The 21,094-nt window shown below is 69.1% G+C and carries 21 protein-coding genes; 10 read left to right on the forward strand and 11 right to left on the reverse strand.

The window, feature by feature from the left end; genetic code table 11:
• Positions 1-323: 323 nt before the first annotated feature.
• Positions 324-929 (forward strand): TetR/AcrR family transcriptional regulator C-terminal ligand-binding domain-containing protein, encoded by a 606-nt coding sequence (locus AB0I34_RS27440; protein ID WP_360450285.1) that lies wholly within the window; start codon positions 324-326, stop codon positions 927-929.
• 58 nt (positions 930-987) lie between these two features.
• The gene (locus AB0I34_RS27445; protein WP_360450288.1) at positions 988-2,550 is read left to right on the forward strand and encodes an MFS transporter; all 1,563 of its coding nucleotides are present in this window, start codon (positions 988-990) and stop codon (positions 2,548-2,550) included.
• A 73-nt stretch (positions 2,551-2,623) separates the two neighbouring features.
• Here the strand turns inward: AB0I34_RS27445 and AB0I34_RS27450 are convergent, their stop codons facing one another.
• Genes AB0I34_RS27450 through AB0I34_RS27460 form a run of 3 tightly spaced genes read right to left on the reverse strand, consistent with a single transcriptional unit; the run spans position 2,624 to position 4,519 of the window.
• A complete protein-coding gene (locus tag AB0I34_RS27450) occupies positions 2,624-3,106 on the reverse strand; it encodes a GNAT family N-acetyltransferase (RefSeq protein ID WP_360450291.1) in 483 nt (160 codons plus the stop codon).
• Positions 3,107-3,143: 37 nt separating this feature from the next.
• Positions 3,144-4,163, reverse strand: coding sequence for a M48 family metallopeptidase (locus AB0I34_RS27455; protein WP_360450293.1), 1,020 nt, complete (start codon positions 4,161-4,163; stop codon positions 3,144-3,146).
• Positions 4,160-4,519 carry a hypothetical protein gene (locus AB0I34_RS27460; protein WP_360450296.1) on the reverse strand — a complete coding sequence of 120 codons (360 nt, stop codon included), beginning with the start codon at positions 4,517-4,519 and terminating at the stop codon, positions 4,160-4,162. The genes AB0I34_RS27455 and AB0I34_RS27460 overlap by 4 nt, the downstream gene beginning before the upstream one ends.
• An 81-nt stretch (positions 4,520-4,600) precedes the next feature.
• Here AB0I34_RS27460 and AB0I34_RS27465 point away from each other — a divergent pair, with 81 nt between their 5' ends.
• Positions 4,601-5,719, forward strand: a complete 1,119-nt coding sequence (locus AB0I34_RS27465) for a PLP-dependent cysteine synthase family protein (protein ID WP_360450299.1) — start codon at positions 4,601-4,603, stop codon at positions 5,717-5,719.
• A gap of 15 nt (positions 5,720-5,734) precedes the next feature.
• On the opposite strand, the gene AB0I34_RS27470 is transcribed toward AB0I34_RS27465, so the two are convergent.
• Entirely contained in the window at positions 5,735-6,346 is a 612-nt protein-coding gene (locus AB0I34_RS27470; RefSeq protein ID WP_360450302.1) for a TetR/AcrR family transcriptional regulator, read from the reverse strand.
• 110 nt (positions 6,347-6,456) lie between these two features.
• Between AB0I34_RS27470 and AB0I34_RS27475 the strand changes: the two genes are divergently transcribed.
• Positions 6,457-7,863 (forward strand): MFS transporter, encoded by a 1,407-nt coding sequence (locus AB0I34_RS27475; RefSeq protein WP_360450304.1) that lies wholly within the window; start codon positions 6,457-6,459, stop codon positions 7,861-7,863.
• A 24-nt stretch (positions 7,864-7,887) separates the two neighbouring features.
• On the opposite strand, the gene AB0I34_RS27480 is transcribed toward AB0I34_RS27475, so the two are convergent.
• Positions 7,888-8,760, reverse strand: coding sequence for a 1,4-dihydroxy-2-naphthoate polyprenyltransferase (locus AB0I34_RS27480; protein ID WP_360450306.1), 873 nt, complete (start codon positions 8,758-8,760; stop codon positions 7,888-7,890).
• Positions 8,761-8,822: 62 nt separating this feature from the next.
• On the opposite strand from AB0I34_RS27480, the gene menE reads away from it, so the two are divergent.
• The 3 genes from menE to menD are packed head-to-tail and all read left to right on the forward strand — an operon-like array spanning position 8,823 to position 12,480.
• Positions 8,823-9,914, forward strand: a complete 1,092-nt coding sequence (menE, locus tag AB0I34_RS27485; protein ID WP_360450309.1) for an o-succinylbenzoate--CoA ligase — start codon at positions 8,823-8,825, stop codon at positions 9,912-9,914.
• Positions 9,911-10,843: an o-succinylbenzoate synthase gene (locus AB0I34_RS27490; protein WP_360450311.1), complete on the forward strand. Its 933-nt coding sequence runs from the start codon at positions 9,911-9,913 to the stop codon at positions 10,841-10,843. Before menE ends, AB0I34_RS27490 begins: the two co-directional genes overlap by 4 nt.
• Positions 10,840-12,480, forward strand: coding sequence for a 2-succinyl-5-enolpyruvyl-6-hydroxy-3-cyclohexene-1-carboxylic-acid synthase (gene menD / locus AB0I34_RS27495; RefSeq protein ID WP_360450314.1), 1,641 nt, complete (start codon positions 10,840-10,842; stop codon positions 12,478-12,480). The genes AB0I34_RS27490 and menD overlap by 4 nt, the downstream gene beginning before the upstream one ends.
• Here menD and mptB read toward each other — a convergent pair.
• The 4 genes from mptB to AB0I34_RS27515 are packed head-to-tail and all read right to left on the reverse strand — an operon-like array spanning position 12,467 to position 16,401.
• Positions 12,467-13,888, reverse strand: coding sequence for a polyprenol phosphomannose-dependent alpha 1,6 mannosyltransferase MptB (gene mptB / locus AB0I34_RS27500; RefSeq protein WP_360450317.1), 1,422 nt, complete (start codon positions 13,886-13,888; stop codon positions 12,467-12,469). The two genes, menD and mptB, sit on opposite strands and share 14 nt — an antisense overlap.
• Positions 13,889-13,938: 50 nt before the next feature.
• On the reverse strand, positions 13,939-14,703 hold the full coding sequence (locus tag AB0I34_RS27505; protein WP_360450319.1) for an ABC transporter permease: 765 nt from the start codon (positions 14,701-14,703) through the stop codon (positions 13,939-13,941).
• Complete coding sequence (locus AB0I34_RS27510) at positions 14,700-15,695, reverse strand: ATP-binding cassette domain-containing protein (protein WP_360450322.1); 996 nt, start codon at positions 15,693-15,695, stop codon at positions 14,700-14,702. Before AB0I34_RS27510 ends, AB0I34_RS27505 begins: the two co-directional genes overlap by 4 nt.
• A 58-nt stretch (positions 15,696-15,753) precedes the next feature.
• Positions 15,754-16,401: a PadR family transcriptional regulator gene (locus tag AB0I34_RS27515; protein ID WP_360450324.1), complete on the reverse strand. Its 648-nt coding sequence runs from the start codon at positions 16,399-16,401 to the stop codon at positions 15,754-15,756.
• A gap of 57 nt (positions 16,402-16,458) precedes the next feature.
• Here AB0I34_RS27515 and AB0I34_RS27520 point away from each other — a divergent pair, with 57 nt between their 5' ends.
• Entirely contained in the window at positions 16,459-17,286 is an 828-nt protein-coding gene (locus AB0I34_RS27520) for a GNAT family N-acetyltransferase (protein WP_360450327.1), read from the forward strand.
• Entirely contained in the window at positions 17,283-18,119 is an 837-nt protein-coding gene (locus tag AB0I34_RS27525) for a GNAT family N-acetyltransferase (RefSeq protein WP_360450330.1), read from the forward strand. The genes AB0I34_RS27520 and AB0I34_RS27525 overlap by 4 nt, the downstream gene beginning before the upstream one ends.
• A 26-nt stretch (positions 18,120-18,145) precedes the next feature.
• Here AB0I34_RS27525 and AB0I34_RS27530 read toward each other — a convergent pair whose 3' ends face one another.
• Positions 18,146-18,763 carry an MBL fold metallo-hydrolase gene (locus tag AB0I34_RS27530; RefSeq protein ID WP_360450333.1) on the reverse strand — a complete coding sequence of 206 codons (618 nt, stop codon included), beginning with the start codon at positions 18,761-18,763 and terminating at the stop codon, positions 18,146-18,148.
• Between the two features lie 2 nt (positions 18,764-18,765).
• The gene (locus tag AB0I34_RS27535; protein ID WP_360450336.1) at positions 18,766-20,037 is read right to left on the reverse strand and encodes an isochorismate synthase; all 1,272 of its coding nucleotides are present in this window, start codon (positions 20,035-20,037) and stop codon (positions 18,766-18,768) included.
• A 307-nt stretch (positions 20,038-20,344) separates the two neighbouring features.
• Here AB0I34_RS27535 and AB0I34_RS27540 point away from each other — a divergent pair, with 307 nt between their 5' ends.
• Positions 20,345-21,043, forward strand: a complete 699-nt coding sequence (locus AB0I34_RS27540; protein WP_360450338.1) for a demethylmenaquinone methyltransferase — start codon at positions 20,345-20,347, stop codon at positions 21,041-21,043.
• Positions 21,044-21,094 lie beyond the last annotated feature (51 nt).

Raw genomic sequence — 21,094 nt, forward strand, 5'->3', positions numbered from 1 at the left:
TGGGTGAACCCATGGGGCGGAGGCGGCGCGTGGGTGAACCCATGGGGCGGAGGCGGCGCGTGGGTGAACCCATGGGGCGGAGGCGGCGCGTGGGTGAACCCATGGGGCGGAGGCGGCGCGTGGGTGAACCCATGGGGCGGAGGCGGCCCGCGATCACGCGGACGTACGCCGTACCACTGGTTCAACTGGTACGGAGAGTGACCTAGGCCACGGTCAGGTTCTTGGCAAAATTGTTTGTGCAACCCTTCACATGAGTCGTAGAGTCGTGGATAGAACGAAACCGTTTCGTTCTATCTGCTACTACGAACTCACACAGGGTGATCATGGTCGAGACAGCCGGAGTGCGGCACCGCCCGCGGGTCGAGGGTGGTCGTGAGGAAGAGATCCTCGCCGCGACCGTCGCGCTCGTGGCCGAGCTGGGGTACGACCGGCTGACCATGGACGCGGTGGCGACGGCGGCGAAGGCCAGCAAGGCGACGCTGTACCGGCGCTGGACCAGCAAGGCCGAGCTCGTGGTGGACGCGGTCAGCCGGGCGAAGGGGTGCCCGATGCCGGAGAACGTCGACACCGGCAGCCTGCGCGGTGACCTGATCTCGCTGGCGTGCGGCGCCGGTGGGTTCACAGACGAGATGCCGATGTCGGTGATGGCGGGGCTGCTGACGGCTCTGCAGCACGACGCCGAACTGCAGAACGCGTTCCGGGAGCGGTTCCTGGCGCCGCGATTGAGGCTGGTGGCAACGGTCTACCAGCGTGCGGTCGACCGCGGCGAGGTCAGCCCGGACATCGACGTCGAACTGCTGGCCAACACGCTTCCGGCGGTGATCATCCACCATGCCTTCCTGCTCGGCGTCGAGCCGACCGACGACCTGATCCTCCGAGTGATCGACAACGTGATTCTGCCTGCGGCGCGGGGGTCGCAGGCGAGCTGACCGGTGAGGGGCCGGTCCGCGACCACTAAGCAGTTACGCCCAAGAGGGGAATAGTTCTATGTCCGAAGACGTCGTCAAAGCTGATCCGCCCGAGGGCCGGCCGGTTGACGCGGTGACGGAGACCGGCCACGGCCACCGGAACCTCGGTATCGCGCTCGCGCTGATCAGCATGGCGCAGTTGATGGTGGTGCTGGACGGCACCATCGTCAACATCGCCCTTCCGCACATCCAGACCGATCTGGGCATCAGCAACGCCTCGCTGCCGTGGGTGGTCAACGCCTACGCGCTGGCCTTCGGCGGTCTGCTGCTGCTCGGCGGCCGGATCGGGGACATCCTCGGCCGCCGCAAGGTGTTCATCTTCGGCGTCGTGCTGTTCGGTGTGGCGTCGTTCATCGGCGGCATCGCACAGAGCGAGAGCGTGCTGCTGGCCAGCCGGATCCTGCAGGGTCTCGCCGCCGCGGCGGCCTCGCCGAACGCGCTGGCACTCATCACCACCACCTTCCCGGCCGGCAAAGAGCGCAACCGCGCGATGGGCGTGTACGCCGCGATGTCCGGTGCCGGTGCGGCCGTCGGCCTGATCCTCGGCGGTGCGCTGACCGAGGCGTCCTGGCGGTGGACCTTCTTCATCAACACGCCGATCGGCCTGATCGTGGCGGTGCTGGCGTTGCGGTACCTGGGTGAGTCGGCCCGGCAGAGCGGGAAGTTCGACCTGCCCGGTGCGATCACCGGCTCGGTCGGTCTGGCCGGTCTGGTCTACGGCCTGAACCACGCGGCCTCGGACGGCTGGGGTGACCCGGTGACGCTGACCTTCATCCTCGGCGGTCTGGCGCTGATCGCGACCTTCCTGCTGATCGAGGCCCGGTCGAGGCATGCACTGATGCCGTTCCGGATCCTCGCGAACCGGACCCGCGGGGTCAGCTTCTTCGTGATGCTGGTGGTCGGCGCGGCGATGTTCTCGATGTTCTACTTCCTGGGCATCTTCGTGCAGAACATCATGGGCTACAGCGCGCTGAAGACCGGCTTCGCGTTCCTGCCGTTCAGCCTCGGCATCGTGGTGGCCGCGCAGGTCGCCTCGACACTGATCGCCCGGATGGATCCGCGCTGGATCGCCGGTGCCGGTGCGGTGCTGGTCTCGGGTGGGATGTTCGGGTTCAGTCGGCTCGACGTCGACTCGTCGTACCTGACCCATCTGCTGCCGTTCATCCTGCTGCTGTCGTTCGGCATGGGCCTGATCTTCGTGCCCCTCACGCTGACCGCGGTCAGTGGCGTCGCGAACGAGGACTCCGGTGTCGGCTCCGCCGTACTGAACACGGTCCAGCAGATTGGTGGTGCGGTCGGCCTGGCGCTGCTGGGCACCATCTCCACCAACGCGATCAAGGGCAAGTTCACCGAGCTGTCCCCGGGCCTGCAGAAGGCGGCCGAGTCCGGTCAGTCGCCGACCCAGCTGAAGCAACTGGAGGGTCACTTCACGGCGATCGCCACCACGCACGGCTTCACCCGCGCGTTCCTGTGGTCGACGTTCCTGATGCTCGGCGCGGCCGTGGTCACGCTGGTCGGCCTGTCGGTCAAGTACAAGGATCTGGCCAACGACAACCAGAACGGTCCGGTCCACATGGGCTGATCCAGCCCGCGAGTCTCGAAGGGTCCGCTTTCCACGGGAGGAGGGAAAGCGGGCCCTTCGTCGTACCTGAGCCTCAGAGCTGCCTGCGCATCACGAGCTCGCGGCGGACGCCGTCCGGCATCAGGTCGCCGAGCTCGTCGGTGTCGGCGAAACCGTTGCGGAGATAGAGCTTGTGCGCCGGATCATTGCCGTCCGCAACGGACAGCTTCAGGACCCGGGCGCCGGTGCCGGCGGCCCACTGCGCGATGGCGGTGATGAGCGTGTCGCCGACGCCGAGGCCCCGGCCGGTCGGGGCGATCCACATCGACACGAGCTCGGCCGTGCCGGTCTCCTCCCCGGGGAACCCGCCGACCATGCCGACCGGCGTACCGTCCAGACTGGCGATCACCTGGTAGGCACCGGGTGCGCTGAGCCGTTCGCGCCAGCGTTCTTCGGGCGCGTCGACCCAGTCGGCCAGCTGGGAGCCGAACGCGTACGGCGCTTCCGTCAGCGCGGCCACCCGGAGGTCGCGCCAGAGTTTCCAGTCGTCCGCACCGATGTCTCGTAGCTCGATCACGGAGGACAGGATCCAGCGTGCGGGCGGCCGGCGCCACTCAGTTTCGGGGCGGGATCCTGGACGAGACCCAGTCGCGGACGCCGCCCAGGCCGTCGCTGAGATCGCGGAGGAGCTTGGCGAGCGGGTCCTGCGAGCGGCTGAAGGCGTCGGAGTACGACTTGGCCGCGTTCTTGGCCTCCTGGGACATGGAGGCGGTGGCGTCGTCCTGGCGCTTCGGGTAGGTGCCGGACACGATCGAGGTGTAGTCGCCGTCGTCCACCCAGCGGCGCAGCTCGTGCGCGCGGTTGACAGCCATCGGGTGCGACTGTGCCTCGAGCAGCAGCAGCTTCAGCACGCTGTCGCGCAGGTCGCCGGCGCTCTCGTACTCCGTCCCCTGCGCCAGGAACGCCGTGGTGTCGAGCTCACCGAGCTGGCCGCCGCTGGCCAGCTTCATCTGCACGCGGAGAGGGACCGCCGGGTCCTGGACGGCCAGCAGGCCGGCCCGGTCGCCGGAGAGCTCGGCCTTACGGGACCATTCGTGCAGCGCGGCGATGATCGCGCGGATCCCGAGCGCGCCGATCGGCATCCAGTTGATCGCACCGGTCAGCCGCATCAGCCAGAGCAGCAGTGACTGGTACAGCGCGTGCCCGCTCTGCGCGTGGCCGAGCTCGTGTCCGAGGATGAACCGCAGTTCCTCCTCGTCCAGGCCCTGCAGCAGCGCGCTGTTGACCACGATGAACGGCCGGTCCATGCCGATCGTGACGGCGTTCCAGATCGGGTTGTTGGCGATGTACAGCTCGGGCAGTTCGCGGACGTCGAGGGTGCTGGCGGCCTCGGTGTAGAGGCGGTGCACCCGGGGGAACTGCCGTTCGTCGACCCGGATCGCCCCGCCGAGGAACTGCAGCCGGAAGGCCCGCTCGTTGATCATCCCGGACATCTTCCGGAGCAGGTAGTCGAACCCCTTCAGCTGCCGCAACGCCACCAGTGCGCCCCGGTCGGCCGGGTGCTCCCACGCCCTCGAGCTGATGTCGGTCAGCGTGACCCGCTGCCGGGTCGGGCGCTCTTCGTTCTCGCTCATCGTTCCCCCTGCTGACTGGGCCTCGTGTCCGTCCAACCTAGCTCGCTCCTGGGTCGCCGTACCTTCGGATTGAGGATCCAGGCGAGCAGGAGCGGGAGCGGCCAGCTCAGGGGGACGGACCACCAGGACGGGTGCACGAAGAGGATGCCGACCACGCCGGCCAGCGCGAGGGCGGTGCCCCAGAGCCAGTACCAGAAGGCGTTCCATCCGGGGTGGCGGATGCCTCGGCGGTAGCCGACCGCCGCCAGCGTGGCCGTCGCCGGCAGGGCGCTGAACACTCCGAAGGCGACGACGACGGTTGCGATGAGCACGATCTCGCCGGTGGAGAAGTGCGGCTCGAATCCCAGGGGCACCATGGGTCTCATCGTTCCGTCCGGGACACCGGTTGCTCAGCGTAGGAATACTCAAATCGCCTGGTACGCCCTAGCCTGGCCCGCATGAGTGAGGTTGACGTGTGCCGTGAGGTGGACCGGCGCGACGACAAGGCGCGCGCCTGGGTGTCGGAGGCGATCCGGATCGTGGACGCCGACGCGAACCGCAGCGCGGACACCCACCTGCACGTGTTCCCGATGCCGGACGCGCTGGGCGTGGACCTGTACCTGAAGGACGAGTCCGTGCACCCGACCGGCTCGCTCAAGCATCGGCTGGCCCGGTCGCTGTTCCTCTACGCACTGTGCAACGGCTGGATCGGCGAGGGCACGACGGTGATCGAGGCGTCCAGCGGCTCGACCGCGGTCAGCGAGGCGTACTTCGCCCGCCTGCTCGGGCTGCCGTTCGTGGCGGTGATGCCGCGCTCCACCAGCCCGGAGAAGGTCGAGCTGATCGAGTTCTACGGCGGCAGCTCCCACTTCGTCGAGCGGTCCGGCCAGATCTACGGCGAGGCGAAGCGGCTGGCCGAGGAGACCGGCGGCCACTACATGGACCAGTTCACGTACGCCGAGCGGGCCACCGACTGGCGTGGGAACAACAACATCGCGGAGTCGATCTTCGATCAGCTCCGGCTGGAACAGCACCCGGTGCCGAGCTGGATCGTCGTCGGTGCCGGCACCGGGGGTACGTCGGCCACCATCGGACGCTACGTCCGCTACCAGCGGCACGACACCTCGGTCGCGGTCGTCGACCCGGAGAACTCGGCCTTCTTCCCCGCGTTCGAAGCCGGCGACGACGACTACTCCACCGGCCGCCCCTCCCGGATCGAAGGCATCGGCCGCCCCCGAGTCGAACCGTCGTTCGTCCTCGGCGTGGTCGACCGGATGATCTCGGTCCCCGACGCCGCCTCGATCGCCGCGATGCGCTTCTGCTCACGGGTGACCGGGCGGCTGGTCGGCGGCTCGACTGGCACCAACCTGTGGGGCTCACTACGGCTGGCCGCGGAGATGCGGCGTACGGGCGTCCGCGGCAGCATCGTCACCCTGCTCTGCGACAGCGGCGAACGCTACGGCAACACGTACTACGACGACGCCTGGCTACGCACGAGCGGCATCGACATCACGCCGTACACCACCACCCTCGAAACCTTCGCCACCACCGGCCGCTGGCGCGAACCGGGCGAGTAGTCCTTCCCCAGCGTGCTAGGCAGGCGATCCTTCGTCTCGGCGGCGTGAGGGTGGTTGTGCTCGCAGCAATCGGTCGACCAGTCCGTCGACGTAATCGGGCGTGAGTGGGCTCGCGCCGAACAGGACCCGGATGTACAGCGGGGCCATGATGTGGTCGAGGACGTCGAGGACGTCGGGCGGGTTCTCGCCGCGTTCGCGGGCGCGATCGAGCATGGACTCCAGCAGGCGCCTGCGTTCGCCGAGGAAGTCGTCCCGTGCCTGCAGGCCCTGTTGGCCGCTACCGGTCAGGGCGATGGTCAGGCGCAGGACCGCCAGGCCCTCGGGTCCGGTGATCTCGCGGGCCACGGCGGCCGCATAAGTGCGCAGGTCGCCGGCCAGGCTCCCGGTGTCGGGCATCGGCGATCGCGCGTTGAGGCGGGTGAGCGCCACGTCGGTGAGCAGGGTTTCCAGGCTGCCCCACCGGCGGTAGATGCTGCTGTCGGCCACGCCCGCGCGGGCGGCGACGTCGCCGACGGTGAAGCTGCCGTAGCCGCGTTCGCCGACCAGGTCGGTGACCGCCTGGTGCACCGCCGCGCTGACACGAGCGCTGCGCCCGCCGGGCCGCCGGGCTCGCTCTCGATCATCCACGCCTCCACCTTAACGCAGTTCTCGGTTGCGTTTGCACAGCGAAGCACCGTACTGTTTTAACGCAGTAATCGACTGCGTTTAGTTGGCACCAGGTGGAAGAAGGAACACTCTTGAGCGCGTACGAAGACACTGCGACGGCTGCACCGCCGGTGGGTCGATCGAGCCGGGCAGCGTTGCTCGCGCTGACCTGCTTGGGCCAGTTCATGGTGCTGCTCGACAACACGATCGTCGGCGCGGCGCTGCCCGACATGCAGCAGCGACTGCACACCCAGTTGTCCGGCCTGCAATGGATCGTCGACGCCTACGTTCTGCTGGTCGCCATGCTGCTGCTGTCCGGCGGAGTCCTCGCCGACCGGTTCGGCCGCAAGCGGGTGTATCTGGCCGGTGTCGCGGTGTTCACCGCAGCATCCGTACTCTGCTCCCTCGCACCGTCGATCGGTTGGCTGATCACCGGGCGGGTGTTGCAGGGGGTCGGCGCCGCGGCGCTCAGCCCGGCCTCCCTGGCGTTGCTGGCCTCCGCGTATCCCGTGCCTCAGCAGCGAGTCAAGGCGATCGGGCTGTGGGCCGGCATCAGCGGCATCGGTCTGGCCGCCGGGCCTGTGGCCGGCGGAGTGCTGGCAGATGCCTTCGGCTGGCCGGCCATCTTCCTCGTCAACGTGCCGATCGGCGTCGTCCTGCTGCTGGCCGGTCTGCGCGTCCTGCGCGAGTCCCGCAATCCGAGCGCCCCCGCAGTCGACATCCCTGGGACGATCCTGTCCGTCTTCGGGGTAGGGGCAATGACCTACGGGCTGATCGAGGGCGGGTCCCGCGGCTGGACGTCGCCAGTGATCTTGGGCAGCTTCGCCGCCGCGGCCGTACTACTCGCGTGCTTCGTCGCAGTCGAAGGCCGTCGGGTGGCGCCGATGTTGCCGCTGCGGCTGTTCCGGCAGCGGCTGTTCACTGCGGCCAACACGGCGATGGTCGTGGTCGGTTTCGCGCTGATGGGCTCGTCGTTCTTCTTCTCCCAGTTCTTCGTGTACGTGCAGGGCAGCTCGCTTCTGCGGGCTGGCCTGCAGACCCTGCCCACCTCACTCGCGATGGTCTTCGTCAGCCCGTACGCAGGCCGACTCGCCGCGCGGTACGGCTTCCGGATCGTGGTCACCATCGGGCTGGCGCTGGCCGGGCTGGGGCTGCTGACCCTGGGCCTGGTGCACGCGGACACCGGCTACGGGAATGTGTGGTGGCGGCTGGCAGTCGTCGGCATCGGCTTCGCGTTGACGATGTCCCCGCTGACCGGCGCCGCCATCCAGGCGGTCAGCCCGCAGGAGGGAGGCCTCGCCTCGGGAATCAGCAGCACTACCCGGCAGATCGGCGCGGTGCTCGGCGTCGCGCTGCTCGGAGCCATCGTCCGCACCCGGGAATCCGGCGGCGGCTCCTTCGAATCCGGCCTCGACAGCGCCTTCATCGTTGCCGGCGTCGTCACCCTGATCACCGCCGTCTTCACCGGCCTGCGGCTGACGAGGTCCGACCCCACGTAAGCCTTGCCCGGGACCTGCAGGCCATCAGCCGCCGAGAGCGAGGCCGACGGCTAGGCCGATGGCGTAGAGGAGTTCGGTGAGGCCTGTGCCTTTGAGGACGGGGATGAGGGCTGGGCCTACTGCGTCGCTGAGGACCACTCGGATGGACTGGACGGCCAGGGGGATGGCGATGAAGGCCAGGAGGGTCCAGGGGGTTGCGATTGCGGAGACGGCTGCCAGGACGAACGCCAGTACTACGAGGGCGGCGTACAGGCGGCGGGAGTTTGCGGCGCCGAGGACTACGGCGAGGGTGCGTTTGCCTGTGACGGTGTCGGTGGGGATGTCGCGGAGGTTGTTGGCGACCAGGAGGGCGCAGGCGATCGACCCGATCGAGACCGCACCGGCAACGGCCGTCCAGCTCAGCTTCTCCGCCTGGACGTACGTCGTGCCCAGTACGGCGACCAGCCCGAAGAAGAGGAAGACACTGACCTCACCCAGCGCCCGGTACCCGTACGGCCTCTTCCCACCCGTGTAGAACCACGCACCGAGCAGCGACGCCGCCCCAGCGACCAGAAGCCACCAGTTGGAGGTGGCGGACAGGATGACCCCGAGTACGGCGCCCACGCCGAAGCAGGTGAAGGCTGCGGTCTTCACCTGTCCCGGAGTGGCGACCTTGGAGCCGACCAGGCGCAGTGGGCCGACCCGGTTCTCGTCGGTGCCGCGGATGCCGTCGCTGTAGTCGTTGGCGTAGTTGACGCCGATCTGCAGTGTCAGAGCGACTCCGAGCGCGAGCAGCGCCTTCCACCAGACGAAGCCGTCCAGGTACGCGGCCGCACCGGTTCCGACGAGGACAGGGGAGATCGCGGCGGGCAGCGTGCGTGGGCGCGCGCCTTCGATCCACTGGGCAGGGGTGGCCATGACCGTCGATTCTGTCAGCCGCGAGTCGGAGGTCCGAAGCCGGGCCGTACGCTCGGAGTGACATGTCTAGCCTGCGCCTGGTCCCCGGTACGCCGGATGCCGTGTTGTCCGCGTTGAGCGGCGTACTGGATGGCACGGGTACGCCGTTCGCTCCAGTACCGTCCGATCCGGCCGCGGCGGCCCGCGTCAGGCAGGCAGCCGCACCGGACGAGCCGCTGGAGGACGGTTGCGCCGTGGTGCTGACCACATCCGGGTCGTCCGGTGAGCCCAAGGGGGTACTGCTCTCCCGCGACGCCCTGCTCGCGTCCGCGATCGCCACGCACGCCCGCCTCGGCGGACCGGGGCAGTGGCTGCTCCCGATGAAGCCGTACTTCGTCGGCGGCCTGCAGATCCTCACCCGCTCGGTGGTGGCCGGCCAAACACCAGTGATGCTCGGCGAGAGCTTCACCGAGGCGGCCGCGTCGATGGCAGGCTCACGCCGCTACACAGCGATGGTGCCCACGCAGCTAGCGCGCTACCTGGACACCGATCTGGACGCGCTGCGGTCGTTCGACGCCATCATCATCGGTGGCGCCGCCAGTCCGGCCCCGCTGAAGGCTCGTGCTGCCGAGGCAGGGGTGACCGCGATCCCGGCGTACGGCATGACCGAGACCGGCAGTGGCTGTGTGTACGCCGGTGAGCCGCTGGACGGTACGTCGATCGCGCTGGACCACGGGCGGGTCCTGATCAAGGGCACCACGCTGTTCTCCGGGTACCGGCTGCAGCCGGGGCTCACCGCGGAGGTGCTGCGGGACGGCTGGTTCCGAACGCAGGACCGCGGCGAGATCGTGGACGGGCGCCTGCGCGTGATCGGCCGGATCGACGACGTGGTGATCTCCGGTGGGGTCAACGTCACCCTGACCACCGTCCAGGCGCGGCTGCTGGAGCATCCGGGCGTGAAGGACGCCGTCGTGCTGGGAGTGCCGGACTCGGAGTGGGGGACCAGAGTGGTCGCCTTCGTCGTCGGAGAGCCCGGCCGCGACGAGCTGCGGGACTTCGTAGCGGAGGCACTACCGCGGACCTGGGCGCCACGCCAGGTGGTTGCCCTGGACACCTTGCCGATGCTTGCCTCGGGCAAGGTCGATCGGCAGGGCCTGCTGGAGACCGTGCGGTGATCACGTACTCGATCGGCCTGAAGAACAAGTTCCGTGGCATCACCGTGCGCGAAGGCATGCTGTTCGAGGGCCCGGCGGGCTGGGCCGAGTGGAGCCCGTTCCTGGACTACGACGACGCCACCTGTGTTTCCTGGCTGCGGGCAGCCCGCGAGGCGGCTGTCGACGGCTGGCCGGCGCCGGTGCGGGACGTCGTACCGGTGAACTGCACGGTACCGGCGATCGGTCCGTCGAAGGCGGCAGAGATCGTCCGGGCGTCCGGGTGCGGCACGGCCAAGGTGAAGGTGGCCGAGCCGGGGCAGACGCTGGCAGACGACCTGGAGCGAGTGGAGGCCGTACGGGACGCCATCGGCGCGGGCCGCGTGCGGATCGACGCCAACGGCGCCTGGTCCGTGGACGAGGCCGTGAAGAGCCTGAAGGAGTTGGCCCGCTTCGACCTGGAGTACGTCGAGCAGCCGTGTGCCGCCGTGGAGGACCTGGCCGCGGTACGACGGCGTACCGACGTACCCGTAGCAGCGGACGAATCGATCCGGCGAGCCGAAGACCCGCTGCTGGTGAAGAAGCTGGAGGCGGCGGACATCGCCGTACTCAAGGTGCAACCGATCGGCGGAGTCCGTGCCTGCTTGGAGATCGCCGAGCAGATCGGCCTACCTGTGGTGGTGTCGTCCGCACTGGAGACGTCAGTGGGGATCGCCGCCGGCGTCGCACTGGCTGCAGCCCTTCCGGACCTGCCCTACGCATGCGGCCTCGCCACGGTGTCGATGTTCACCAGCGAAGTCGTCGCGGAGCCACTGCTGCCGGTGGACGGCCTCCTGCCGGTCAGACGCGTGCAGCCGGACGCGGCGCTGCTGGCCGCGGCCCGAGCGGATGCGACCAGGACCGCAGTGTGGGAAGAACGCATGACCCGTGTGCAGAAGAGGAGTGCCGGATGAACCCGTCCACAGCGTTCGCGACGGTGGTGGTCGACGAGCTGATCCGGAACGGTGTGCGCGAGGCTGTGGTCGCCCCCGGCTCGCGCAGCGCCCCGCTGGCGTTGGCGTTCGCCGCTGCGGACCGGGAGGGACGACTGCGGCTGCATGTCCGGATCGACGAGCGTACGGCGGGGTTCCTCGCGATCGGCCTGATCCGCGGGACCGGACTGCCGGTACCGGTGGTGACAACCTCCGGCACCGCGGTCGCCAACCTGCACCCGGCAGTCCTCGAGGCGTCGCACAGCGGCCTGCCCTTGATCGTCCTGAGTGCGGATCGCCCGCCGGCGCTGCGGGGGAGCGGAGCGAACCAGACGACGGATCAGTTGAAGGTGTTCGGCTCCGCCGTGCGGCTGTTCCACGAGATGGGTACGCCGGTCCGTGAGGTCGGGCAGGTCGCCTACTGGCGCTCACAGGTTGCCCGCGCCGTGGCCAATGCGGTGGGAGCACGGTCGGCCGATCCGGGCCCGGTGCAGCTCAACTGCCCGCTGTCAGAACCGCTGGTGCCAACCGACGGTCCCGACTGGCCGGAGTCGCTGGCTGGTCGCAGTACTGGGCCTTGGACTGCTGTGCACGCGGCCAGCGGACCGCCGACGGCGGTATCGCCCGGCCCGAAGACGGTGGTGGTTGCAGGCGATGGCGCGTCGCAGGCGGCGCGGCTGGTGGCAGAGTCGGGTCAGTGGCCGTTGTTCGCCGAGCCGTCCAGCCGGGCACGGACCGGTCCGGCGGTCATCTCGGCGTACCGGTTGTTGCTGCAGGCAAACGCTTTGGCCGGCGAGATCCAGCGGGTGCTGGTGTTCGGGCACCCGACGCTGTCCCGACCGGTCTCAAAGCTGCTGGCCCGTCCGGACGTCGAGGTGGTCGTAGTCTCACCGACCGGGCCGTGGCCGGACCCGGCCCGCCGCGCCGCGTCTGTCGTCACCGGGCTGGAGGTCACCGGGGCAGACACCACCGACTGGCTGGAGCGCTGGCAGCGGGCGGACCAACTGGCGCGCCCGGCGATCGACAAGGTCGTAACGGACGGCCTGACCGGACCGGGCGTCGCCGCCATCGTCGGTGAGGCGGTCGGTGCCGACGGCATGCTCGTGGTTGCCTCCTCGAACCCAGTGCGCGACCTCGATCTGGCCCCGGTGGTCCCGATCCGGACCATCGCCAACCGCGGCCTGGCCGGCATCGACGGCACCATCTCGACCGCCGTCGGCGCTGCCCTCGCGAACGCTGGGCCGACGTACGCGCTGATCGGCGACCTGGCCTTCCTGCACGACTCCAACGGCCTGATCATCGGGCCCGACGAGGCGCGGCCCGACCTGCGCATCGTGGTGGTGAACGACAACGGCGGCGGCATCTTCTCCACCCTCGAGCAGGGCGATCAGACCCACGCCACCCACTTCGAGCGGGTCTTCGGCACACCCCACAACACCGACCTCGGTGCGTTGTGCGCCGCGACCAGTACGCCGTACACGCTCGCGGAAACGCCAGAAGCTCTCCGCGCTGCACTCACCCGCACGGTCGCCGGTCTGGACGTCGTCGAAGCCCGGATCCCGCGCACGACCCACCGCCCGGTCACCGAGGCGCTGGTGGCGGCACTCAGCCAGCAGTAACCGCGACCCGGGCCTTCTTCGAGGGCTGCAGCGTCCGCAAGTGGTTGAGCAGCGGCGCGATGGTTGCGATCGCCAGCGCCGTGGTGGTGAGGATCGGGATGGTCGCACCGCGCAGCGACGAGTTGAGTGGCGCGGCGATGGTGAAGATCAGGCTGACCGCGGTGATGGTGGTGGTCAACCGCCGGCCAGGCCGGGCAACGGCCAGGAACGGCAGACACCACAGGAAGTACCAGTCGTGCGCCGTCGGCCCCAGCAGGACCACTGCCAGCAGGGCGATGCCGACGGCCCGCGCCGCGTGATGGATGGACGACCGCAGGCTCAGTACGGCGATCAGCGTGACAGCCAGAACCATGCCGACCAGTCGGACGATCTGGAGCGATTGCTGCGCCGCGGTGTCCTCGCCGAGCCACTCCAGTACGCCGGACGCCGCCATGCCGATCAGATTCGCGATGGAGAACGGCGAGCGGACCAGCCCAGGTACGTCGAGCGCACTCAGCCACCCGGAGCCCACACCTGTCAGTTCGCCGATCGTCACGAGCGTGAGAACCGACACCGCGCCGGCAATCACCAGGCTGGCGAAGCGGAGCGCCCGTCCGGCCAGCGGACTCATCACAGCAGCGATGGCGATGACCACGAGCCCGCCAGGTAGCTTCACCGCAGCCGCAGCACCTGCGATCACAGCCGCCGTACCCCAGCGGCCGGTGAGGGCCAGAGCGAAGGCGCTGCAGGCCAGTCCGAGCATCAGGATGTCGTTGTGCGCGGCGCCGATGCCATGGGTGATCAGCATCGGGTTGGCAACCACCAGCCAGGTCGCGATGGCCGGATCGACGCGGCAGGCCGTCGCCAGCCGTGGCACGGCCCAAGCGATCAGGACGATGCCGAGGACGGCGAGGAGCCGGTGGGTCAGCATCAGGACGTACGGATCCATCGTGAGGTGGGCCATCAGGCCGCCGTACGCGAGTGGCAGCGGCCCGTACGGCGCCGGAGTCTGCATCCACATCGGATCGACCGCTTCGACGATGTGGCCGGACAGCACGCCGGGGCCGACCTCGTACGGGTTGTAGCCCTCGGCCACCAGTGCGCCCTGCGCGGCGTAGCTCCAGGCGTCCCGGCTGAACAGTGGCGGGATCAGCAGCAGCGGTGCACTCCAGTACGCCGCCATCCGCAGCAACGGTGTGCGCTGCCCAGTCATGACCTGGCGCCCCGCCGACAGCCAGGCCCAGGCCATCAGCCCGAGCCCGGCCACCATGAACGTGAGTCCGACCATCCGGCCGGCCAGAGTGGTCCGCAGGTCGCCGGTGATCGGAAGCTCCGCCACCCACGACGAAGGCGGCACCACCGAGGTCACCAGACTCGCGACGGCGACGACGGCGGAGCCGACCACTCCACGGATCATCGGCGAGCGCACAGCCGGAGGTTAGGCAGGCCGGGCGACTCCCCGATGAACAACAACTTGCGTCAGGCGGATTCCTTGCGGAAGGTGCGGGCTCCGACGGCCAGTCCGACGACCGTCAACAGCACGACCCAGAACAGGCCCCACAGCGACGACGAGCTGCTGATGTCCCCGCGGAACAGCGAACGGACGCCGTTCACCACGTGCTTCAGCGGGCTGATGTCGGACAGCCGCTGCAGCCACTCCGGGCCGATCTGCATCGGCAGCAGGATGCCGGACAGCAGCAGCAACGGCATCGCGATGCCGTTGAGCAGCGGGGCCAGTGCGTCCTCGCTCTTCGTGATGAGCGCGACGGAGTACGACAGCGAGGCGAACGTCGCGCCGAGCAGGGCGACGATCACCAGCGACAGCAGTACGCCGCTCCACGGTGCCCGCAGGCCGAGGGGGATTGCCGCGACGAGCAGGAGGATGGACTGGACCACGAGTACGACGACGTCACGCAGTACCCGGCCTGCCATGAGCGCGATGCGAGACGCCGGCGTCACCCGGTCGGCCTCGATCACACCGGCCCGGTACTCCGCGATCAGGCCGAAGCCGACGAACATCGCACCGAACATGCCGAGCTGGACGATCAGGCCCGGGATGAACACCTGGTAGGCGTTGGTGGTCGCGCCCTGGCTGATCTGCGCGGTGATCGGCTTCAGCAACGGGCCGAACAGGAACAGATACATCAGCGGCTGGCTGAGCATCAGGATCGACCACATCGGGTTGCGCAGCGACAGCCGCATGGCCCGGTGGAACACGATCCAGGTCTCGCGAAGCGTGGTCATGCCACCGCCTCCTGCTTCTCCTCGGTCTTGGCCGGGGTGATGTCCTCGTCCCGCAACGACCGGCCGGTCATGCTCAGGAACACGTCGTCCAGCGTCGGGCGGTGCACCTCGACCCCCTGCAGTTCGATGCCCTGGGCATCGATCGAGCGGAGCAACCCGGGCAGCACCGACCCGCCGCGCGGTATCCGGAAGCCGACCACGTCGCCGTCGGTCTCCACCTCGACCGCACCGTCCAGTTCGCTGACGATCTTGCTCACCGTCGGCGCCCGGCCGGCATCGGCCAGACTGAGCCGGACCGCGTCGCCGGAGACCTGCTGCTTCAGCGCCTCAGGGGTGCCGGCGGCAACGATCTTGCCATGGTCGATGACCAGGATCCGGTCGCACAGCGCGTCCGCCTCGTCCAGGTAGTGGGTGGTGAGGAAGATCGTCGCGCCGCGATCGCGCAGGCTGCGGATGTGCTCCCACAGGTTCGCCCGCGCCTGCGGGTCGAGGCCGGTGGTCGGCTCGTCCAGGAAGATCAGCTTCGGCTCGTGGATCAGCCCCATCACGATGTCGAGCCGGCGCCGCTGGCCGCCGGACAGCGTCTTGCACTGCCGCCGCCACAGCCCGGGCAGATCCATCTCCTCGAACAGCCGCTGACCGTCCGCGGCGGCCTTGGCCTTCGGTACGCCGTACAGCCGGGCGTGGTCGACGACCTCGTCCCCGGCGATCGCCTCGGGCAGTGTCGACCCACTCTGCGGCACGTAGCCGATCCCACGCCGTACGCCGACCGGGTCCTTGGCCAGGTCGCAGCCGGCCACCGTCGCGGTCCCGCTGGTCGGCTGGATCAGCGTGGCCAGCATCCGCAGCGTGGTGGTCTTGCCGGCCCCGTTCGGGCCGAGAAAGCCGACGATCTCCCCGTCGGCGACATCCAGATCAACCCCCTGCACGGCCTGCACCGGCCCGCGCTTGGTCTTGAAGGTGCGGACAAGTCCGCGAGCTTCGATCATCATGCGGACAGTCTGAGTGATCAACATTGACTAGTCAATGTTGATCAAAACTCGAATCAGGTCATTTCCCGGAGCGGTCCGGGCTGTCGCCGGAGCGGTCGGGGATCTCGCGCCAGTGGGTGACCATGCCGGGGTACGGTTCCCAGTCGGTCGGTTCGCCGGCGAACGCGTAGGCGCCGTCGGCGACCCTTTGGTGGAACTCCCGGGTCCACTCCAGCTCGCCCTTGTCCCGGGCGGTCGAGATGCGGAACATCTCGACCACGTGGTTGGGGGTGGCGGGGTCCTCGAGGATCTGGCGTTCGGAGAAGGGCTCGGCCTTGAGCCACGACTCCACCTGGGTGATGCGGGCCTCCAGGGCGGCCAGGACCTCGTCCCGGCGCAGCGACCAGAGGAAGGCCAGCGCCGCCTGCATCTTGTCGGGGTGGAAGCTGTCGACCGTCCAGAGCATGCCGCGCAGCAGCGAGAAGTACTCCGTCTCGCCGTCGCTCGTCAGCTTGTAGGAGGTGCGGCCGGGCCGCTGGTCACTCTCCTCGAGCTCCTGCAGGTAGCCGTGCTTGGCCAGCGTCCGCAGCCCGGTGTAGATCGAGCCCGGGTTGATGTTGGCCCACTGTTCCACGTCCCAGGTGAGCAACTCACGACGCAACTGATAGCCGTAGGCCGGCTGGAAGATCCGCACGACCCCGAGCAACAGCAACCGCGTGGTGGACATGCTCGCAGTGTAAATCCGGGCGACCTGAACAGCGGCCGAGGCGTAGTGTCCGGGAGCATGGACGTGCGTGTGACCACCGACGCGGCCGCGTTCGAGCGGACCGTCTTCCCTTTCCTGCAACGCGATCCGGTGCTGAACAACCTCCTCATGAGCAGTGTCCACCAGCGCGCCAACGGCACCGCCATTGCCGAGACCGGCCCGTCGTACTTCGTTTCGGTCCACGACGGCGACGTCGTCGGGGCCGCGATGCGGACGCCGGGCCGCGGGGTCTACCTCGGGGCGTTGCGCGCCGAGTTCGCGGATCCGGTGGCAGACGCGTATGCCGACGTACTGCTGGAACTGGACGGTGTCGAGGGTGATCGGCCGGCCGTCGAGCGGTTCGGGCGGCGGTGGTGCGAACTGCGCGGTGTGCGGGCGACCGAGTCGACGGTGTCCCGGCTGCACAAGCTCGGCACCCTCTCGCCGCTCACCGCGGACGCCGGTCATGCGCGACTGATGCGCGCGGACGAGGTCGACGTGGTCGGCGCCTGGGGACTCGATGGGTTCCCGCGGGAGTTGCGGCTCGGCTACCGGGAGTGGGCCGACCGGCACCTCGAGCAGCAGACCATGTGGATCTGGGAGGCCGACGGGGATCCGGTGAGCATGGTCGGCTACCGGCCGCCGACGTTCGGGGTGTGCCGGATCGGCCCGGTCTACACGCCACCCGAGCACCGCCGGCACGGGTACGCCGGGGCGCTGACCAGTCACGTGTCCGCGAAGGTTCTTGCTCAGGGCAACCAGCTCTGCCTGTTCACCGACCTGGCGAATCCCACCTCCAACAAGATTTACCACCAGGCCGGCTACCGCCCGGTGGCCGACTTCGTGCACGTGGAGTTCGCCGCGTGATCGCCCGCGTCACCAGTGATCCGGCCGCTTTCCGGGATCTCACTTTCCCTTTCCTGCAACGCGATCCGGTGCTCAACTCGGCGCTGCTGACCGGTACCGCGGACCGGATCCGCGGCATCCTGGCCGATCCTGAGCCACCGGTGTTCGTCTCGGTCCACGACAGCGGCGAGGTGGTCGGCGCGGTCCTGGGTACGGCCTTGCGCGGGATCCTCCTGGGCAATCTGCCGGTGGAGCTCGTGCCGGTCGTGGCCGATCCGCTGGCCGAGGCGGCACCGCACTCGATCTGCGTCACTGGCCGGGAGGACGCGGTGCCCTTGTTCGCCGAGCTGTACTGCGCGCGGACCGGGAGAAGTTCGCGCGAGGTCGAGCGGAGCCGGCTGCACAAGCTCGGCCGGTTCGTCGAGCAGAAGGCGGACGGTGCGCCGCGGCCGGCGGTGGAGACGGACCTTGCGGTGCTCACGCCGATGTTCGGCGCCTACCGTGCCGAGGCCGGTCACACTACGGAAGGCGCGGCGGAGGACCGGCGCTGGCTGGAGCAGCGGATCGAGCGCGGACGCCTGTGGGTCTGGGAGGACGAAGGTCGCCTCGTGAGCCTGGTCGGGCACCAGAGCCCGATGTTCGGCGCCGTCCGGATCGGGCCGGTCTACACCCCACCGGAGTCACGCGGCCGTGGGTACGCCAGCGCTCTGACCGCCGAGGTCTCGCGCCGCCTGCGGGAGGCGGGCGACGAGGTCTGCCTGTTCACCGACCTCGCCAATCCCACCTCCAACAAGATCTACGCCGCCATCGGCTTCCACCCCGTCCAGGACTTCGTCGGCCATACCTTCATCTGACGTGCTGGACCCGCGGCGGTTCGTCGTCAGTTGATCTCGAGCGTGTCGCCCGGGGCGAGGGCGTGGTACGGGCGCTCGTCGGAGTTGAGGAAGCGGCCCATCATGCCGAGGCCGAGCTGGCTGAGCAGAGCGTCGTGGATGCCGACGAGCTGCTCGGACTTGATCTCGCGGGCGTAGCCGACGGCCGGCGGCAGCGCGAACCACGGGCCGGAGATCGGCACCAGGTTCGTGTGGACGGCGCGGTCCGGCTGGGTGAACGAGTCGCCCGGGTGATACACCGCGTCCTCGATCAGGAAGCCGATGTTCTCGCACGGAACACCCAGCTCCGGCAGGATCACCGCGTGGTCCTTGCCATAGGCACTGACCCGGAATCCGGCGGCCTCGAACGACTGCCCGCCGGCCACCACGTTCACCCGGTCACCCAGGTCGGTCAACTGCCCAGCGACACCGGAGTTGGTGTAGACCGGCGCGTCCAGCGCCTTCACCCGATCGATGTCGATGTGGTCCTGGTGCTCGTGGGTGACCAGGATCGCGTCGGCCCGCTCGAACGCCGCGTCCTCGCTGAACGACCCCGGATCGACCAGCAGCACCTTCCCGTCCTTCTCGATCCGCACACAGGCATGCGTGAACTTCGTGAGTTTCACCCTCAGTCTCCCAACGCGTCTCTCATCGGAACCAGCTTGGCGTTCGTTTCCGCCAGCTCGGCGACGGGATCGGAGCCCGCCACGATGCCCGCGCCGGCGAAGAGCCGCATCCGGCGTGGGTTGTCAGGGTCGGCCTGGCCACAGCGCAGTGCGATGCACCACTCGCCGTCGCCGGCCGCGTCCATCCATCCGACCGGTCCGCTGAACCGGCCGCGCTGCATCCCCTCGATCTCACCGATCAGGTTGCGGGCGACCGGAGTCGGCGTACCGCAGATCGCCGCGGACGGGTGCAGCGCGGCGGCGAGGCCGAGCGCGGACGCTCCGTTCGCCGCGACACCGGCGACGTCAGAGGCGAGATGCATCACATTCGGCAGGTGCAGGACGAATGGGGTCTCGGGCACCTGCATCGACTTGCAGTGCGGCTTGAGCGCCTCGGCCACCGACCGTACGGCGTACTCGTGCTCCTCGAGGTCCTTGCTCGACCGGGCCAGCGATGCGGCCAGCGCCAGGTCGTGCGCGTCGTCCCCGGTACGGCGGATCGTGCCGGCCAGTACGCGGGACGTGATCAGGCCCTTCTCCCGCCGGACCAGCAGCTCCGGGGTGGCACCGATCAGGCCGTCGACGGAGAACGTCCAGCAGTTCGGGTACGCCGACGCCAGCCGCCGCAACGGCCAGCGCAGATCGATCGGCTGCTCGGCGATCGCGATCAGGTCGCGGGCGAGCACCACCTTGTCCAGCTCACCGGCCGTGATCCGCTGCACTGCGTCCGCGACGATGGTCGACCAGTCCGTTCCGGACCGGGCTCCGTCGGAAAACGTCACGTCGTACACCGGGTTCGGCTCGTTCGCGACCAGCTCGGGCGGCGCGGTCAGCGAGCTGGCCGGCGAGATCGTGGTCACCCAGGTGGTGCCGCCGCGGCGGCCGACGATCACCTCGGGAACGACCAGCTCGCTCGGGTCCTGGTCGGTGAACCCGAACGACCCGAAGCAGACCAGTCCCGATCCTGGTACGCCGACCTCGTCGCGGATCACGGCGGCCGCGACCAGCTCCTTCCACCAGGACACCGCGTCCTGGAAGCGGTTGCTACCGGCAACATCGAGCCGGGCGGCGACGCCCCAGCCGACGTGGCCGTCGCCACGTCGTACCCAGGCCAGGCCGCCCTCGGTGGGCAGATGGTCCATCAGTTGCGCCGACACTCCGTCGACGGGCTGGCTGCGGATCACCAGATGCGGTGCCGGCTGATGACCGGATCGGACCGGGTCAGACAAGCTCACGACTCCACCCCTCGCTAGCGCTCCGGCCCCGGGTCACGGTGGCCGGCCGGCGTACTGGAGATGCACTCACGAGATGCAAGCGTATGCCTGACCGATGTCCAGCGAGTTTCGGCGCCCGTCTGACCCGTGATCAACCTCGCGTCCTGCACCGCCTTCCGCACACCATCTCCGGCGCCCATGCGGGCACCTCGCTGCGTTGGAGGAGCGCCCACGATGAACCCCGCATCGAGGACGCTCCTCCGCCTTGCGATGCACCCACCTGGACACCGGAGCTGGCGCACGGCAGGCGGTGCAGGACACTAGACAAGTGACCCGCGCAGATCTGAGCAAGGAACCACAGGCCGTGGCGGCCATGTTCGACAACGTGGCCGAGGGGTACGACCGGACCAACGCGGTGGCGACGATGGGTCTGGAGAAGCACTACTGGCGGCCGCAGACGCTGGCCGAGATCGCGCCGCGCAAGGGCATGAGGATCCTCGACCTGGCCGCCGGGACCGGCGCGTCCAGCATCAGGTTGCGGGAGGCCGGCGCCGAGGTTGTGTCGTGCGACTTCTCGGTCGGGATGCTGCGGGTCGGCAAGCGCCGCTACCCGGACCTCGACCTGATCGCCGGAGACGCGCTGCGCCTGCCGTTCGCCGACTCGACGTTCGACGTGGTGACGATCTCCTGGGCGCTGCGGAACGTGAACGACGTCACGGTCGCGCTGCGGGAGATGCTGCGGGTGACCCGGCCGGGTGGACGGCTCGTCGTACTGGAGAACTCGCACCCGACCTGGAAGCCGTTCCGGATCGCTTACCTGGAGTACATGATGCGGGCGGTGCCGGTGGTCGCGAAGGCGGTGTCGACCAACCCGGACGCGTACGAGTACCTGGCCGAGTCGGTCCGCGCCTGGCCGGGCCAGGAACCGCTGGCCAGGACCATCGAGGCCTCGGGCTGGACCCGGGTCCAGTGGCGCAACCTGACCGGTGGTCTGGTCGCCATCCACCGGGCGGTCAAGCCCGTGTAATTACGCAAGAAGATCTGCGCGTAATTTGCTTGCAGGCAAGGGAGTCAGGGC

It is taken from the genome of Kribbella sp. NPDC050281 (assembly GCF_040655855.1).
GTDB lineage: Bacteria > Actinomycetota > Actinomycetes > Propionibacteriales > Kribbellaceae > Kribbella.